At 58.0% G+C, this 15206-nt stretch carries 15 protein-coding genes; 9 read left to right on the plus strand and 6 right to left on the minus strand.

Going from position 1 to position 15206, the window contains the following annotated elements; genetic code table 11:
• Nucleotides 1-55: 55 nt before the first annotated feature.
• A complete protein-coding gene (locus A8B84_RS16675; protein WP_064227566.1) occupies nucleotides 56-472 on the plus strand; it encodes a globin in 417 nt (138 codons plus the stop codon).
• 104 nt (nucleotides 473-576) lie between these two features.
• Here A8B84_RS16675 and A8B84_RS16680 read toward each other — a convergent pair whose 3' ends face one another.
• Together A8B84_RS16680 and A8B84_RS16685 are read right to left on the minus strand one after the other, a co-directional pair.
• Nucleotides 577-2079 carry an MFS transporter gene (locus A8B84_RS16680; RefSeq protein ID WP_064227565.1) on the minus strand — a complete coding sequence of 501 codons (1503 nt, stop codon included), beginning with the start codon at nucleotides 2077-2079 and terminating at the stop codon, nucleotides 577-579.
• A 46-nt stretch (nucleotides 2080-2125) separates the two neighbouring features.
• The gene (locus A8B84_RS16685; RefSeq protein ID WP_064227704.1) at nucleotides 2126-2587 is read right to left on the minus strand and encodes a universal stress protein; all 462 of its coding nucleotides are present in this window, start codon (nucleotides 2585-2587) and stop codon (nucleotides 2126-2128) included.
• 309 nt (nucleotides 2588-2896) lie between these two features.
• Between A8B84_RS16685 and A8B84_RS16690 the strand changes: the two genes are divergently transcribed.
• The gene (locus A8B84_RS16690) at nucleotides 2897-4258 is read left to right on the plus strand and encodes an MFS transporter (protein WP_053112981.1); all 1362 of its coding nucleotides are present in this window, start codon (nucleotides 2897-2899) and stop codon (nucleotides 4256-4258) included.
• Nucleotides 4259-4359: 101 nt separating this feature from the next.
• A complete protein-coding gene (locus A8B84_RS16695) occupies nucleotides 4360-4818 on the plus strand; it encodes an EVE domain-containing protein (RefSeq protein WP_064227564.1) in 459 nt (152 codons plus the stop codon).
• Between the two features lie 24 nt (nucleotides 4819-4842).
• Here A8B84_RS16695 and A8B84_RS16700 read toward each other — a convergent pair whose 3' ends face one another.
• Nucleotides 4843-6195 carry a hypothetical protein gene (locus tag A8B84_RS16700; protein WP_062781106.1) on the minus strand — a complete coding sequence of 451 codons (1353 nt, stop codon included), beginning with the start codon at nucleotides 6193-6195 and terminating at the stop codon, nucleotides 4843-4845.
• 221 nt (nucleotides 6196-6416) lie between these two features.
• Here A8B84_RS16700 and A8B84_RS16705 point away from each other — a divergent pair, with 221 nt between their 5' ends.
• Nucleotides 6417-7238 (plus strand): ion transporter, encoded by an 822-nt coding sequence (locus A8B84_RS16705; RefSeq protein ID WP_064227563.1) that lies wholly within the window; start codon nucleotides 6417-6419, stop codon nucleotides 7236-7238.
• A 1-nt stretch (nucleotide 7239) separates the two neighbouring features.
• Here the strand turns inward: A8B84_RS16705 and A8B84_RS16710 are convergent, their stop codons facing one another.
• The gene (locus tag A8B84_RS16710; protein WP_064227562.1) at nucleotides 7240-7611 is read right to left on the minus strand and encodes a SirB2 family protein; all 372 of its coding nucleotides are present in this window, start codon (nucleotides 7609-7611) and stop codon (nucleotides 7240-7242) included.
• A gap of 123 nt (nucleotides 7612-7734) precedes the next feature.
• Between A8B84_RS16710 and A8B84_RS16715 the strand changes: the two genes are divergently transcribed.
• A complete protein-coding gene (locus A8B84_RS16715) occupies nucleotides 7735-8919 on the plus strand; it encodes an NnrS family protein (protein WP_064227561.1) in 1185 nt (394 codons plus the stop codon).
• 8 nt (nucleotides 8920-8927) lie between these two features.
• Here the strand turns inward: A8B84_RS16715 and A8B84_RS16720 are convergent, their stop codons facing one another.
• Complete coding sequence (locus A8B84_RS16720; RefSeq protein WP_138103048.1) at nucleotides 8928-9443, minus strand: SRPBCC family protein; 516 nt, start codon at nucleotides 9441-9443, stop codon at nucleotides 8928-8930.
• 219 nt (nucleotides 9444-9662) lie between these two features.
• Here A8B84_RS16720 and fabA point away from each other — a divergent pair, with 219 nt between their 5' ends.
• Both fabA and fabB read left to right on the plus strand, forming a co-directional pair.
• The gene (gene fabA, locus A8B84_RS16725; protein ID WP_008169354.1) at nucleotides 9663-10172 is read left to right on the plus strand and encodes a bifunctional 3-hydroxydecanoyl-ACP dehydratase/trans-2-decenoyl-ACP isomerase; all 510 of its coding nucleotides are present in this window, start codon (nucleotides 9663-9665) and stop codon (nucleotides 10170-10172) included.
• 11 nt (nucleotides 10173-10183) lie between these two features.
• Nucleotides 10184-11395: a beta-ketoacyl-ACP synthase I gene (gene fabB, locus A8B84_RS16730; RefSeq protein ID WP_064227560.1), complete on the plus strand. Its 1212-nt coding sequence runs from the start codon at nucleotides 10184-10186 to the stop codon at nucleotides 11393-11395.
• 6 nt (nucleotides 11396-11401) lie between these two features.
• Here the strand turns inward: fabB and A8B84_RS16735 are convergent, their stop codons facing one another.
• A complete protein-coding gene (locus tag A8B84_RS16735; protein ID WP_064227559.1) occupies nucleotides 11402-11758 on the minus strand; it encodes a helix-turn-helix transcriptional regulator in 357 nt (118 codons plus the stop codon).
• Nucleotides 11759-11915: 157 nt separating this feature from the next.
• Between A8B84_RS16735 and yegQ the strand changes: the two genes are divergently transcribed.
• Together yegQ and sufB are read left to right on the plus strand one after the other, a co-directional pair.
• Nucleotides 11916-13241 carry a tRNA 5-hydroxyuridine modification protein YegQ gene (gene yegQ / locus A8B84_RS16740; RefSeq protein ID WP_064227558.1) on the plus strand — a complete coding sequence of 442 codons (1326 nt, stop codon included), beginning with the start codon at nucleotides 11916-11918 and terminating at the stop codon, nucleotides 13239-13241.
• Nucleotides 13242-13721: 480 nt separating this feature from the next.
• Entirely contained in the window at nucleotides 13722-15170 is a 1449-nt protein-coding gene (gene sufB, locus A8B84_RS16745; RefSeq protein ID WP_064227557.1) for a Fe-S cluster assembly protein SufB, read from the plus strand.
• The last annotated feature ends 36 nt before the right edge of the window (nucleotides 15171-15206 follow it).

The following is a 15206-nucleotide window of genomic DNA, read 5'->3' on the forward strand; positions in this document are numbered from 1 at the left end:
CAAATGCTAGATTCAGGATATTGGATTTAATCCCGACAGAACCAGGGAGCCTGCCATGTCCTTTGAAGAGCTATTCGACGCGAGCTACGAGCGTGTCCTTCAGACCCCACCCGAGGTGCCTGACTTCTTTGAAGGCTTCTATCGCCGGTTCCTGATGTCTTCTCCCGAGGTCCGGGCATTGTTTCGCAATACCGATATGGCCGTTCAGCGGAGTATGCTGAAGAAATCCTTTTTCAGCCTCGTAGCCTTTTACGCCAGCGGCAACGTTGACGATGTCCTTCATCGAATAGCCTGCCTTCACAGCGCCCGCCATCTGAGCATCAAGCCCTACCTCTACGACCTCTGGCTCGACTGCCTGACGGACACCGTAAGAGCCTATGACCAGGAGTGCAGCGACGATATCGAACTGGCCTGGCGGTTGGTTCTGAGCCCTGGAATCACCTACATGAAATTCGCCTACGACCACTTCTGATCCGTGGGCACAGTACGGCAGGCTTGCCCCCGAAATGATGCCCCTTCAAACGCAAAAAAGCCGCCGGGCAATGCCTCGGCGGCCTCTTCTTCAACAGTTCCCGGTTAGCTGGTAGCGGCAGCCTGCCGGCGACGCTCTTCCTCTTCGATCTGGAGATCCACAGAGGACACCTGGTATTCATCGGCAAAGCCTGACTCCGGCTCCTTCAGCCACATGATGCACAGCAACCAGCTGATAAACGCGCCACCGGCAATGATGTAGAAGAACTGGGTCGGGGTTACGAAGGTGAAGATGGTCAGGTACACCACCGCACCCACGTTGCCATAAGCGCCCGCCATGCCGGAGATCTGGCCAGTCAGACGCCGCTTGATGGAGGGGATAATGCCAAAGGTGGCGCCCTCGGCACCCTGCACGAAGAATGAGGTGAATACGGTAATGCCCACGGCAATAATCAGCGGCCAGTTAGAGTTCATCAGGCCCATCAGCGCAAAGCCCACGGAGATGCCAAACATGTAGCTGAGCATCACAAACCGGCGGTTGCCCATGCGGTCTGAAACCAGGCCACCCATCGGGCGCGCCACCAGGTTCACGAAGGCAAAGGAGGCAGCGATAAGGCCGGCGGCGGTCGCACTCAGGCTCCAGGTTTCCTCGAAGAACATCGGCAGCATGGACACCACCGCCAGCTCGGCACCAAAGTTGGCGAAGTATGTGCTGTTCAACGCTGCCACGCTGTTAAACGGGTATTTATCGTCTTCCGGCACGCCCTGTTTCAGCAAGGGAACATTAACCCGCAGAATCTGGATAATCTGATAGCAGACAATCGCCACAATCACCGCGTAACAGATGGCGGCGCCGGTAGCACTCAGGTACCCCATGTTCTCGATGCGCCATACCAGAATGCCCAGAACGCCCACCAGGGGAATAGTCCAGAGGATCAGCTTGATCATGTCGCCCCAGCTGCTGACTTCCAGAGCCACGGCCTTGCGCGGCTTGCGATGAACAGTGCCAACAGGGCCGTCAGTAATCGCGAACCAGTAATAGACGCCATAGCCGGCCATCACAATCGCACTCTGGGCGATGGCCCAGCGCCAGCCGTCTTCACCACCGTACATGTGCAGTGCAATGGTTGGCAGTGTTATGGCCGCAGCGGCCGAGCCGAAATTGCCCCAACCGGCATAGAAACCTTCGGCGAAGCCGATGTCTTTTGGTTTGAACCACATGGCGGTCATGTGAATACCCACCACAAAGCTGGCACCGATGGAGCTGAGCACCAGACGGCTGACCAGCAGTTGCGTCATGGTGTTACCGAACGCAAACACCAGCGCCGGGATGGACATCAGCACCATCAGCACGGAAAACACGCGACGGGGACCAAAACGGTCCAGGGCCATGCCCACGATGATCCGGGCAGGAATAGTTAATGCCACGTTGCAGATGGCAAACAGGCGAAGGTCATCGGCGGTCAGCCAGTCGACGCTTTTGAGCATGCTCGATGCCAGCGGCGCCATGTTGAACCACACGTAGAACGTGATAAAGAATGCGATCCAGGTCAGATGCAGTGCCCTGACTTCCGGATTCTTGACGTGGAAAACGTCTGCGACTTTCATGTCAGCCTCCCTGGGCTTTCAGATACAGAAACGGTTATGGCCAGACTCAACGGCTGGGCAGAATAAGAAGCGGGCACTGGATGCGGCGGGCGAGGAAGGAACTCACGCTGCCGAAGGTCATGTAATCCAGTTCGTCCACGAAGTAAGTCAGTGAGCGGGCAATAAAACCGCCGTCAGGCTCATGGCTGTGGCGGGCGATAACCAGCATGTCCGGGTGGACCTTCTTTTCCGCGGCGAACAGCAGCATCTTTCTCGGGTCGCCCTCCAGAAGCATGTTCTCAGCAGAGACCTGCTCCTGCTCGCAGACCTCCATCGCCTCAGCCAGGTGGTTTTTGAGCTCTGTCACTTCCTGCTGGAACATGTCCTCATTTCCGGAGGTGATGTCCCGCGGATTCTCGGCAACTGCAACCAGAGTGATGACGGGTTTGAGATCGCGAAACATGGTGATGGTCTGAGCCAGCGCCAACCTGGCATTTCGCGAGCCGTCGTAGGCAATCATGATTTTCATTTTGGGTTCTCCCGAGGGCGTTTTCGGCGCCCTTTCAAAGGCCATTTCAAGGTGCATCCATTGATATCTGTCAGCATTAGCCCACACTCCGGTGCCGCCCATAATTGACGTAAATCAACCCTGGCAACGCGTACCCCACGAGAGAAATCAAGGATCTATCCCCTGCACCTCAAAAGCCTCGGATTGCCTACCACCACTGCACCCAGCAGGAGGTACCTCCAATGCCCCGCATGGAAAAACCCTGTTTTTGGTATGGTTTAAGAGGTGCTTTCAGACAGCACTCGATGGATATCTGAAAGGAGGGGAAACATGGCTATCAGCCCGTCAAAACCCGAGCAATATCGCGCGCTGGGTTTATCCACTTTCGCCTTCACCCTGTGCTTTGCGGTGTGGACCATTTTCTCCATCATCGGGATTCGCATCAGCGAGGATCTAGGGCTGTCGGATACCCAGTTGGGTCTGCTAATGGCCACCCCCATTCTTACCGGCTCGATAAGTCGACTTTTCCTGGGCATCTGGACAGACCGGTACGGCGGCCGCTGGGTGTTCGGTATTCTGATGCTCACGACCGCCGCCTGCGTGTACCTGCTCACATTCGCAACCACGTACCTCATGCTGTTGGTAGGCGCTCTGGGCGTTGGCCTGGCAGGTGGTGCCTTTATCGTGGGGGTGGCCTACACGGCGGCCTGGTTTGAACCGGAGCGGCAGGGCACAGCCCTGGGCATTTTCGGTGCGGGCAACGTGGGCGCGGCAGTAACCAATTTCGGGGCCCCGTTCCTGCTGGTGGCATTCGGCTGGGAAAGCACCGCACAGATTTACGCCACGGTGCTGGCGATCATGGGTGTTGTTTTCATCCTGTTGGCCAAGGAAGATCCTCTGGCGGCAGAGCGGGCTGGCAGCAAGTCCAAAACCTTCCTGGAGCAGATGGAACCCCTGCGGGAGCTGAGGGTCTGGCGCTTTGCCCTGTACTACTTCTTCGTGTTCGGCGCCTTTGTGGCTTTGGCGCTCTGGCTGCCGCACTTCCTGATTGGCGTCTACGGCCTGGACATCAAAACCGCCGGTATCATTGCCGCGCTCTACACCATTCCGGCCTCCCTGTTCCGGATTCTGGGCGGCTGGATGTCAGACCGTTTCGGCGCCCGTCGGGTGATGTACTGGACCTTCGGTGCTTCGGTTCTGTGCACGTTTCTGCTGAGCTATCCGCCCACCGATTACGTCGTTCAGGGCATTGATGGTGATATCCGCTTTACCCTGGCCATGAACCTGCCCATGTTCGTGGCGCTGATCTTTATCCTCGGATTCTTTATGTCCCTGGGCAAGGCAGCGGTGTACAAACACATTCCGGTTTACTACCCCATGCATGTCGGCGCCGTAGGCGGTGTGGTCGGTATGATTGGCGGGCTTGGAGGATTTATCCTGCCATTGACCTTCGGGGTACTGAACGACCTCACGGGCATCTGGCAGAGCTGCTTTATGCTGATGTTTGTGATCGTTGCAGCTGCCCTGGCGTGGATGCACTATGCAATCCGTTCTGCCGAGCGGGTGGAGTGGGCCGCCAACGAGGAAAGAACGGATTTGCCGGAACTGGCCTCGCCACAGCTGTTTTACCCGCTGAACCGCAAAAAACCCAAAGAACCTCTGGCGCCACCGCCAACAGCAGGCCAATCCTGACGCCGCTTGATTTATTGCCCCTCGTTGCCCCGCACTGCGGGGCTTTTTCGTATAATCGCGGGGACTGCAATGAGGCTGATTCGGTAAATGGGAGAACCATCATGGCCAAGTGGCTGGTTAAATCAGAACCCGCGGAATGTGGCATTGAGGATTTTGCCAAAGCCCCGGACGGGGTGATCCCGTGGGACGGCGTGCGTAACTACCAGGCCCGGAATTTTCTGGCCCAAATGGCAGAGGGCGACGAGGTTTTCCTCTACCACTCCAGCTGCAAGCACATCGGGATTGCCGGCATAGTGACGGTTGTTCGCAGCGGCTATCCGGATCCAACCCAGTTTGACCCGGAATCGCCCTACTACGATGGCAAGAGCACGAAGGAAAAGCCTCGCTGGCAGGCTGTCGACATGAAGTATGTTCGCACCCTGCCAAGGTTGATCCCGCTGGCGGAGCTGAAATCCATGGCCGGGCTCGAAGACCTGCCCCTGGTTCGCAAAGGTAACCGGCTATCCGTGATGCCCGTGGGCGAGGAGGAATGGCAGATCATCCTGGGCCAGGCTGGCTGACACCAGGGATCTGCCATCGGCGCGTCACTCGTCGTGGGGAATTGGATCCGGGCTCCGGTCCCAGCCCACCAGTGCCAGGGTAGCCACCACGCCAATCAACAGCCCCATCCACGGTTCAAAGAACGCCAGCGCGGCGCCAATCAGAACCACCGTACCCCGGGAAGCATTATCCCTCGGGATCGACATGGCAATGTAGGCGCAGGCAAAGCCGGTAAGCACCAGAGTCAGCGACAGGGCAACACCCAGCAACGGTTTGAGCCCGGTCAGTAGCGGCAACAGGAAGAAGATAAACGGCAGGCCCATCAGATAGTAGGAGGCGAGGCCGCTGTGCAGGCTGTTCATGGCCTTGGGCCCCTGCTTCCAGCGCTGCACCACAATCACGTGAACGCCAGTCCAGACCGCGCCCTGGGTCGGGAAGAAGGGCGCAACAATTCCCATGATGGCGTTACGGATCGACAGGGAGAAGTGGGTGCGGTTGAGGTTGATATCCACATGCTCGTCCTTGCGCACCTTCAAGCCGTCACGCAGCACTTCATTCCCGGTGACCAGATCGCCAAACAGGATGATGTAGGCAATCAGCGCCAGCGGAATACTCTGGAGAATCATCTCCTGGGACGGCCAGCCTATGGCCAACGGCGAAACCTTCGCCAATGCCTCACCCAGTGGTGGCACCAGGATTCCCCATTGGATATCGAAATTCACCTCACCAACCAAGGGCCCGACGATGGCCGCGGCCAGAAAGCCCGGCAGCAAGCCCAGTGCTCCCAGCATGAAGAAGAAACGGCTCCGTTCCTTGAGCTTCTGCATCGGAATGGAGAAAGTGAATATCAGGCAGATGGCACAGGCAAGACCCGTGGCGATCGGCTGTTCAAGCAGAAAGCGCTCAGCATCGTCGACGAACACCCGCTTGAGCGCAGCTATCGAGGCCCCGAGAATAATGCCGGCCTTGAGCGTATCGGGCAGCCAGATCACAAAGCGCCGGCCCAGGCCGGTTATACCGAGAAACAGGACAAGCGAGGCAAACACCAAGCTCAGCGCGGTCATTGCCTGGAACCGGCTGACCGGATCCTCATAGCCCCCTATCACAAACGCCAGAATCAGGGGCAACGCGGGGGTAATCCAGCCTCCCGCGTAGGGCTCGCCGAAAACGATCACCGCCGAGGCAATCAGGGAGGCATGGATCATCGACAATGCGACGGCTTCTTCAAAACTGAGTCCGAAGAAGGCGGTCATTACGGGAATTAATGCCAGGCCTGTCGCAGCTGAAACAAAAAGCCCCTGCAGGAACTCGGACCAGCACAGGCGCGTGTGGTAAAACGGAACGCGGAAGGTGAACGGCCCCCAGCGCCAGCCGGCTAACTCCGGTCTGTCTTCCATGGAATGTCACTCGCTTTTGGTATTGTTGTTTGTGACCTGATTATGGGAAGGGTTTGCCCATCGCACGAATGAATATTTCTGATCAAGCTGAATAAATCTTGCTTATTACGTACGGCCGCTTCGCTGTCAGGGGCGTCCGACCATCATTCGGGCTATCCAATTCCGTCGCAGCCCTTTAGAATTCCGCCCTCCCCCCGAATTATCTGGAGCCGCCGCCTGCCATGTCGTCCCAATTAAGCCCCGCCTCCGGTTTCGAGAAACTCCGCCGCATTGAGTCCAGCAAGGTTTTCCAAGGCGCAGTCATTACCATCATCATCCTGTCGGCCCTGACCATCGGCGCTAAAACCTATGATCTGCCACCTCTGGTGGAGAAGTCGCTGATCGTCATGGACAATGCCATCACCCTGTTTTTCCTGGTGGAAATCCTGTTCCGGTTTGGCGTGTGCGCCAACAAAAAGCGATTTCTGTTCGACGGCTGGAACCTGTTCGACACCCTGGTGGTGATCGGCAGCCTGATTCCTCTGGATAACTCCGAAGCGGTTTTGCTGGGGCGTCTGTTGCGGGTGTTCCGGGTGTTGCGCCTGGTATCCGTGGTGCCGGAGCTTCGGTTCCTGATCAACTCCCTGTTAAAGGCCATTCCACGCATGGGCTACATCGCCCTGCTGATGTTCATCATTTTCTATATCTACGCGGCCATGGGCTCAATGTTCTTCGCCCGCGTGGACGAGGAGCTCTGGGGCGATGTGGCCATTGCCATGCTGACCCTGTTCCGGGTGGCCACCTTCGAGGACTGGACGGATGTGATGTACGCCACCATGGAGCAATACCCGCTTAGCTGGATTTTCTACATCACCTTCATTTTCCTGACAGCGTTTGTTTTCCTGAACATGATGATCGGGGCCATCCTGGAGGTCATGAGCGAGGAGCAGAACGCCAAGCAGGCCCAGAAGGCCCATGATGAGCGGGATGAGATTGCACGCCAGCTCCAGGCGGTGCAGGTTCAGCTGGCGGAGCTGACGAAGCAAATCAGCGAAAAGCGCTGACTCAGAATGGCTTGGTCATTGCCAGATGCAGGATGGCGCTCACCTGCACCAGGGCAAGCACCGCTGCGGAAATCCGAACGGGCTTGCCGAGGGTGGTTTTCAGGGCGAATACGCCGGCGATGATGTAGCCGAACAGCAAGACAATTTTGGCAATCAGCCACCCGGGCATGGCCGATGCGTATCCGGCCACAAAAACCAGAGAGATTGCCGCCACCAGCAGTATGGTGTCGTTGATGTGGGGGATAAACCGCAGCGGTGTCTCGCGCCAGCCTGGTCTTCCAACGGCGTCCAGCAGCAGACGCAGGGCAAACAGGGTGATGGTCAGGTACGCGGTGGTCATGTGCAGGTGCTTCAGAATCATGTACGACGTCATGGAATTTCCTTTGTGACTGAATGGCTTGCGGCCATTGTACGCAATCTACCCCCAAGCAGGTATGGTTAACGAAGGCAGCAGGGTTTAACATATACCCAGAATACATGTATATGGGAGACATCTATGCAGGCCATTCCGACTTCCCCTGAACGGGCGTCTGCCAGCGTCAGTCAGCTATTTTCCTATCCCTTCCGGATTTTCTTTCTGTCGATGACCGTTCTGGCCATTGCTGCCATCCCCCTGTGGGTGATGCAGGTAAACGGTGTTATCAGCCTGCCGCTCGCTATGCCCGGTTTGTTCTGGCATCAGCACGAGATGCTGTTCGGGTTTCTGTCGGCCGCAATCGCGGGGTTCCTGCTGACCGCAGTGTGCGTCTGGACCCAGACGGAACGCACCCACGGATTCAGATTGTTGCTGCTCTGGGGTGTCTGGCTGGCCGGCCGTCTGCTGCTGGCAACCGGTGCTGAACTGCCTTACTGGCTGGTTCAGGGCGTGAATCTGGCATTCCTGCCCCTGGTTATGGTGGATGCCGGCTGGCGAATCTGGCACGCGCGGCAAAAGCGGCAACTGATGATCATGGTGGTACTCGGCCTCCTCTGGCTGATGCAGATCGGATTTGTAACCCGGCTCGAGATGGCCTTCAGCTATGGCGCTCTGATCATGGCCATGGCACTGATCAGCATTATCGGCGGTCGCATCACTCCGGCATTTTCAACCGGATGGCTGCGTCAGCGGGGCCTCGACAGTACCGCTGTAAAAACGGTGCCCGCACTGGATATGGCAACGGTGTTCAGCCTGATTCTCCTGATGGCATCACTGGTCACGGGCTGGCAAACGGTGACCGGTGTGCTGGCCCTGCTCTCTGGTGTGCTTATGCTGGTGCGTCTTGCTGGCTGGAAAGGCTGGCTCGTTCGCCAGGAACCACTGCTCTGGATTCTGCACCTGTCCATCCTTTGGGTGCCGGTGTCCCTGTTCCTGCTGGCGGGCACACTGTTCGCGGGCTGGCCGTCCAACGCGTGGAGTCACGCCGCCGGAACCGGCGCGGTCGCGTGCCTGATTCTCGGAGTCATTGCCCGGGTCGCCCTCGGCCACAGCGGCAGACCATTGGTGCTGCCCAAAGGCATGGTGCTTGCGTTCGTTGCAATTCATCTGGCCGCACTGATACGGGTGCTTACCGCCTTCGAAATCATTCCCTGGCACCCCGGCATTGGCAGCAGCACCCTGCTCTGGTTGTTTGCCTTCGGTATGTTCCTGTACCGCTACACCGGCATCCTCGCCAGCCCCAGACCCGATGGCCGTGAAGGCTGAACCGCTGGTCAGGCAGCCAACTCCTGCCTGACCAGCAACTCGAACCTTGCCCTTGCCTGGCGGAACCGGCTGGCCGGGAAGTGAATACTGATCCCCTCCAATGCCGCCAGCAGCATCTCAAGGTGAGCATCCCAGCCCGCGCAGGCAATGGGCACCACTTCATCGTCAGGCAGTAATAAGGTCAGTGACAGGCGGGTTCCCTCGTCGATGGGATCAAGCTCCCACACCAAGGGCCGTTCGGGGGAATCACCAGAACTCCAGGAATAGGCCAGGCGACGATTGGGCTGGCAATCTGTGACCCGGCAATCGATCGGCATACCACTGTTACCGAAATCCAGCTGAACCCGACCGCCCGGCCTGGCGTCCAGAGTACCCGGAGCCAGCCACTCGGCCAGATACACCGAGTCGGTCAGCATTTCCCAGACTCTTTCCGGCAAATGCCCGGTCTCTCTTTCCAGACGTACCATAACCCGGTCACCCTTGCGCCGGACCTTACCTTCGATGGTTTCCTCATTCCCGGACATACGCCCTCCTTGCCAGTTTCGAATCTCCGGATTTCACAAAACGGACTCCTGATGATTGTATTCGCGGTGCCTGGCGACCACCTTGATGACCATCAAACGGGGTAAACAGACAAAATCCGGGAACTTCAAACCGGCAATCATCCACTAAAGGTCAATAGCTCCTCGCGAAATTCGAGCTAAAGTATGAGGAAATCATTTTGTAACAGAGACACTGGCACTATGAACCCGGATCATTTTGATAAAGAAGACCTGATCAAATGCGGCCACGGCGAGCTCTTCCCTGGCTCCATGCGTCTACCCATCAATGAAATGCTGATGTTTGACCGCGTCACGCATATCGCTGACGACGACGGCCTCTACGGCAAGGGCAGCCTGGTAGCGGAGCTCGACATCAATCCGGACCTGTGGTTTTTCAAGGTGCACTTTGTTGACGATCCCGTTATGCCGGGCTGTCTTGGCCTGGACGCCATGTGGCAGCTGGTAGGTTTCTTCCTGGCCTGGGGTGGCGGTGAAGGCAAGGGCCGCGCCCTCGGCGCTGGTGAAGTGAAGTTTACCGGCCAGGTGTTGCCCACAGCCAAGAAGGTTACTTACCGCCTGGATCTCAAGCGCGTGATCAGACGCAAGCTGACCATGGCAATCGCTGATGGCCGGATGGAAGTAGACGGCCGGGAAATCTACACTGCCAAAGACCTGCGGGTTGGCATGTTCACCTCGACCGATGATTTTTAGGAGTTAACAGGATGCGTCGTGTTGTAATCACCGGTATGGGCATAGTTTCCAGCCTTGGTACCAACCAGAAGGAAGTCGCCCAGTCACTCAAGGAATCCCGTTCCGGCATCGGCTTCAGCGAAGAAGCCCGGGATAACGGTCTGCGCAGCCACATCTGCGGCCAGATCAACCTGAACCTGCCCGAATTGATTGACCGGAAGCTGTGGCGCTTCATGTGCCCGGCTTCTGGCTACACCTATCTGGCAATGCTCGAAGCCATCGAACAGGCCGGGCTGACCGACAAGCACATCAAGGCAGATACCACCGGTATTATCTTTGGCCAGGGTGGCGCCTCGACGGTTGAACTGCTCGATTCCATCGATACCCATCGCGACCGCGGCATCCGCCGGGTTGGCCCCTATCGTGTGCCCCGCACCATGGGCAGTGCCATTAACGCGTCACTGGCAACCGGGTTTGGCATTCGTGGCATCAACTACGGCATCACCTCCGCCTGCGCCACCAGTGCGCATTCCATTGGCCATGCCGCGGATCTTATCGCTCTCGGGCGCCAGGATGTGATGTTTGCCGGCGGCGGCGAGGATATCCACTGGACCCTGAGCCTGTTGTTCGATGCCATGGGCGCTCTGTCGACCAAATACAACGACACGCCGGAACTGGCTTCACGCACCTATGACGCGAACCGGGACGGCTTCGTTATTTCTGGTGGCGGCGGTGTGCTGGCCCTTGAAGCGCTGGAGCACGCAGAAGCGCGGGGCGCAAACATACTGGCAGAGCTCGTCGGCTTCGGTGCAACTTCTGACGGCGCCGACATGGTTGCCCCGAGTGGCGAGGGCGCCGTGCGCTGCATGAAGCAGGCGATGAAGAATCTGGATGGCGAAATCAGCTACGTGAACACTCACGGCACCAGCACCCCGGCCGGGGATATCACCGAGCTGAAAGCCCTGAAAGAGACGTTTGGCGACAAGATCCCGCCGCTAAGCTCCACCAAACCCCTTTGCGGCCATGCCCTGGGCGCAGCGGGCGTGCATGAGGCTATCTACAGCCTGATCATGCTGCGTGACGGCTTTATTGCTCCGTCGGCAAATATCCAGAGCCTCGACGAAGGGGCCGAAGGCTACCCGATCGTACGGGAACGCATGGATAACCAGAAACTCGACCTGGTGATGAGCAACAGCTTTGGCTTTGGCGGCACCAATGCCTCTCTGGTGTTCAAAAAGGTCTGATCCGGATCAGGACAGCCTGACCGAGCGATATTCAGCCGGGGATGTACCCATCCAGCGCTTGAAAGCCCGGCTGAATGCGCTCAACTCCGAAAAGCCGAGCTGCTCGGCAATCTCCACCAGCGGCTTGGTCTTGTCCTGCATGTAGGTCAGCGCCTGCCTACGGCGAACATCCTCAAGCAAACGGGCGAATGTCAGCCCTTCACGCTTCAACTTCTTGTGCAGCGTGTAGCGGCTCATATGCAGCTGCGACGCCACGACTTCCACACCAACCTTGCCACGAGCAAGCTGTACACTGATCAGGGAACTAACCCTGACACTCAGCGAAGCCCGCGCCACCTCTGGCGTCAGAGGCTTTAGTGCCATCTGGAACTCCTCCTTTGCAACGCTTCGGCCCGAAAACCGGAACCGTGAGCGTACACATGTTAGCCGAAAACAATCAATACGACCTTTGAGCAGGATCAAGGGAACGTCCGTTAGCATGAGGCAAAATGCCCCGCTTTCAGAATCGCCCGGAGCCACTATGAACACCCCGGAACTGCTCGCCCCCGCGGGCACCCCCGAACATCTGGAAACCGCCTTTGCCTATGGCGCCGATGCGGTCTACGCCGGCCAGCCCCGCTACTCGCTGAGAGTAAGAAACAACAGTTTCAAAGACGTTGCAGCCCTCGGCGCCGGCATTGAACGGGCCCACGAACTCGGTAAACAATTCTACCTTGTCTCCAACATAGCACCTCACAACGACAAGGTGCGGTCTTATCTCAGGGATCTGGCACCGGTACTGGAGCAAAAACCCGACGCCCTGATCATGTCCGACCCCGGCCTGATCATGCTGGTGCGGGAAAAATGGCCAGACCAGCCCATCCATCTCTCGGTACAGGCCAACGCGGTGAACTGGGCAACCGTCGAGTTCTGGCGCCGCCAGGGAATCAGCCGGGTCATCCTGTCCCGGGAACTGGCCCTGAACGAAATTCGCGAGATCCGCGACCGGGTCCCGGAGATGGAACTGGAAGTCTTCGTACACGGCGCACTGTGCATGGCCTACTCCGGCCGCTGCCTGCTCTCGGGCTACATGAACCACCGGGATGCCAACCAGGGCGCCTGCACCAACGCCTGCCGCTGGAACTACAAGCAGGTAGAACACGGTCACGACCAGACAGGCGACCTGATCGCCACCTGTGGCAGCGGCGCCGCACAGGAAGTCGCTCCAAAGGAGATCCTGCTGGAAGAGCCCAACCGCCCCGGCGGATTCATCCCTGCCTACGAGGATGAACACGGCACCTACATCATGAACTCAAAGGATTTGAGAGCCGTTCAGCACGTCGCCGAACTGGCGAAGATGGGCGTTCATTCCCTGAAAATCGAAGGTCGCACCAAAAGCACCTACTACGTAGCCCGCACCACCCAGGTCTACCGCCGGGCCATCGACGAAGCCATGCAGGGCAAGCCCTTCGACATGGACCTGATGAACCAACTGGAAGCCCTCTCCAACCGGGGCTACACCGAAGGCTTCCTCCGCCGGCATGTACCCCAGGAATACCAGTCCTACGAACAGGGCTCCTCGTTCCTTGGCACCCAGCAGGTTGTCGGCACCATTACGGAGGCGGATGGCCGCTGGCTGACTATCGACGTAAAGAACAAATTCGCACCGGGCGACCAATTGGAGCTGATCAACCCGGCCGGCAACATCCGGTTCTCGGCAAATATCATGGAAAACCGAAACGGCCAGGCCATGGACCATGCGCCTGGCAGCGGGCATATCGTTCGAATTCCGAAACCGGCTGATCTTCCACAGACTCTGGAGCACAGCTACCTAACCAGAATCTTGCCCTCGGCGCATAGCAATTAGTCTGAGGCGGGGTGAGCGGGGTGTCTCCCCAGACTGTGTGTTGCCAGGGATGGCAACACCAAGCCCCCATGGATGGGTTCACGGCGTGTCTGGGGAGACACCCCGCTCACCCTGCCCTGCACTCACCTAAATAGCCCAGCCCTGCAAGAACCAGACTATCAGCCTCATTACCCCCCCCCCTTAGTGCCCCAAAGGCCGATTAAGGTATAATCACCGCACGCACAAATTAATACCTGACTATTTTACTCTGGTATTGTATAATCGCTCGCCAGAAGCGATGGATCAAAGCTAGCTAATCTGCTTATTTTTCAATGCCAGCTTTGGAAATCCGTCATCCAAAAAGCGATTGCAGGGCGTACTCACAGGATGAGCGACCACTGCAACACCCAAACTGATGACATCCGATCGGCAGCCCGTTCTTGAGGCTGTCGGCGACACCAAGGGCGCAAGCCCGCGATGAGAGAATACGGAGCGACGATCATGGCGACCACCGACCAAGAGGTGAACGAGCTGATCAAACGGGAATACGAACACGGATTCGTAACAGACATTGAATCCGACACGTTCGAACCCGGACTGAATGAAGACGTAATCGCCCGCCTGTCCGGCATCAAGAAAGAGCCGGAATGGATGCTGGAGTGGCGTCTGAAAGCCTACCGTCGCTGGCTCGAGATGGACGAGCCGGACTGGGCCCACGTGGGCTACCCGAAAATCGACTACAACTCGATTTCCTATTATTCCGCGCCCAAGCGCAAGGAAGACATGCCCCAGAGCCTGGACGAAGTGGATCCGGAACTGCTGAAAACCTATGAGAAGCTGGGCATTCCCCTGCACGAGCGCGAGAAGCTCGCGGGCGTGGCGGTAGATGCGGTTTTTGATTCCGTCTCCGTGGCAACCACATTCAAGGAACCGCTGGCCAAGGCCGGCGTGATCTTCTGCTCCATTTCCGAAGCCATCCGCGATTACCCGGAACTGGTCCAGAAGTACCTCGGCACTGTTGTACCCCACGGTGACAACTTCTTTGCCGGGCTCAACTCAGCGGTATTCTCTGACGGCACTTTCGTTTATGTGCCCAAGGGCGTTCGCTGCCCCATGGAACTGTCCACCTATTTCCGCATCAACGCGGCCAACACCGGACAGTTCGAGCGCACCCTGATCATCGCCGACGAGGGCAGCTATGTGAGCTACCTCGAGGGTTGCACCGCGCCGATGCGGGACGAGAACCAGCTGCACGCTGCAGTTGTTGAGCTGGTTGCCCTGGACGACGCCCAGATCAAGTACTCCACGGTACAGAACTGGTATCCGGGCGACGAAGAAGGCAAAGGCGGTATCTTCAACTTCGTTACCAAGCGTGGCGCTGCCATCGGCAAGAACTCGAAGATCTCCTGGACCCAGGTCGAAACCGGCTCCGCGGTTACCTGGAAGTACCCGAGCTGCATCCTGCGGGGCGAAAACAGCGTTGGTGAGTTCTATTCCGTAGCACTGACCAACAACTATCAGCAGGCCGACACCGGCACCAAGATGATCCACCTGGGCAAGAACACCTCCAGCACGATCATCTCCAAGGGTATTTCCGCCGGCAAGAGTTCCAACGCCTACCGTGGCCTGGTGAAGTTCGGCCCGGGAGCGGAGGGCGCGCGTAACTTTACCCAATGTGATTCGCTGCTGATTGGCGATCGCTGTGGCGCGCACACCTTCCCCTACATCGAGAGCAAGAACAAGTCGGCCATCGTCGAGCACGAGGCAACCACCTCCAAGGTCAGCGACGAGCAGATGTTCCTCTGCCGCCAGCGCGGTATCGACCCGGAACAGGCGGTCTCCATGATCGTGAACGGCTTCTGTAAGGAAGTCTTCAAAGAGCTGCCCATGGAGTTCGCTGTCGAAGCCGGCAAACTGCTCGAAGTGAGCCTCGAAGGCTCCGTTGGTTAACAGGACGGCTGACTCCCCTGAGTCAGGGGCACGCAA

Source organism: Marinobacter sp. EhC06, assembly GCF_001650915.1.
Lineage (GTDB): Bacteria > Pseudomonadota > Gammaproteobacteria > Pseudomonadales > Oleiphilaceae > Marinobacter.

Bases quoted from the DNA above. Each gene is read 5' to 3' on its own strand.
- A8B84_RS16675 (WP_064227566.1), top strand. From the start codon at position 56: ATGTCCTTTGAAGAGCTATTCGACGCGAGCTACGAGCGTGTCCTTCAG.
- A8B84_RS16680 (WP_064227565.1), bottom strand. From the start codon at position 2,079: ATGAAAGTCGCAGACGTTTTCCACGTCAAGAATCCGGAAGTCAGGGCA.
- A8B84_RS16685 (WP_064227704.1), bottom strand. From the start codon at position 2,587: ATGAAAATCATGATTGCCTACGACGGCTCGCGAAATGCCAGGTTGGCG.
- A8B84_RS16690 (WP_053112981.1), top strand. From the start codon at position 2,897: ATGGCTATCAGCCCGTCAAAACCCGAGCAATATCGCGCGCTGGGTTTA.
- A8B84_RS16695 (WP_064227564.1), top strand. From the start codon at position 4,360: ATGGCCAAGTGGCTGGTTAAATCAGAACCCGCGGAATGTGGCATTGAG.
- A8B84_RS16700 (WP_062781106.1), bottom strand. From the start codon at position 6,195: ATGGAAGACAGACCGGAGTTAGCCGGCTGGCGCTGGGGGCCGTTCACC.
- A8B84_RS16705 (WP_064227563.1), top strand. From the start codon at position 6,417: ATGTCGTCCCAATTAAGCCCCGCCTCCGGTTTCGAGAAACTCCGCCGC.
- A8B84_RS16710 (WP_064227562.1), bottom strand. From the start codon at position 7,611: ATGACGTCGTACATGATTCTGAAGCACCTGCACATGACCACCGCGTAC.
- A8B84_RS16715 (WP_064227561.1), top strand. From the start codon at position 7,735: ATGCAGGCCATTCCGACTTCCCCTGAACGGGCGTCTGCCAGCGTCAGT.
- A8B84_RS16720 (WP_138103048.1), bottom strand. From the start codon at position 9,443: ATGTCCGGGAATGAGGAAACCATCGAAGGTAAGGTCCGGCGCAAGGGT.
- fabA (WP_008169354.1), top strand. From the start codon at position 9,663: ATGAACCCGGATCATTTTGATAAAGAAGACCTGATCAAATGCGGCCAC.
- fabB (WP_064227560.1), top strand. From the start codon at position 10,184: ATGCGTCGTGTTGTAATCACCGGTATGGGCATAGTTTCCAGCCTTGGT.
- A8B84_RS16735 (WP_064227559.1), bottom strand. From the start codon at position 11,758: ATGGCACTAAAGCCTCTGACGCCAGAGGTGGCGCGGGCTTCGCTGAGT.
- yegQ (WP_064227558.1), top strand. From the start codon at position 11,916: ATGAACACCCCGGAACTGCTCGCCCCCGCGGGCACCCCCGAACATCTG.
- sufB (WP_064227557.1), top strand. From the start codon at position 13,722: ATGGCGACCACCGACCAAGAGGTGAACGAGCTGATCAAACGGGAATAC.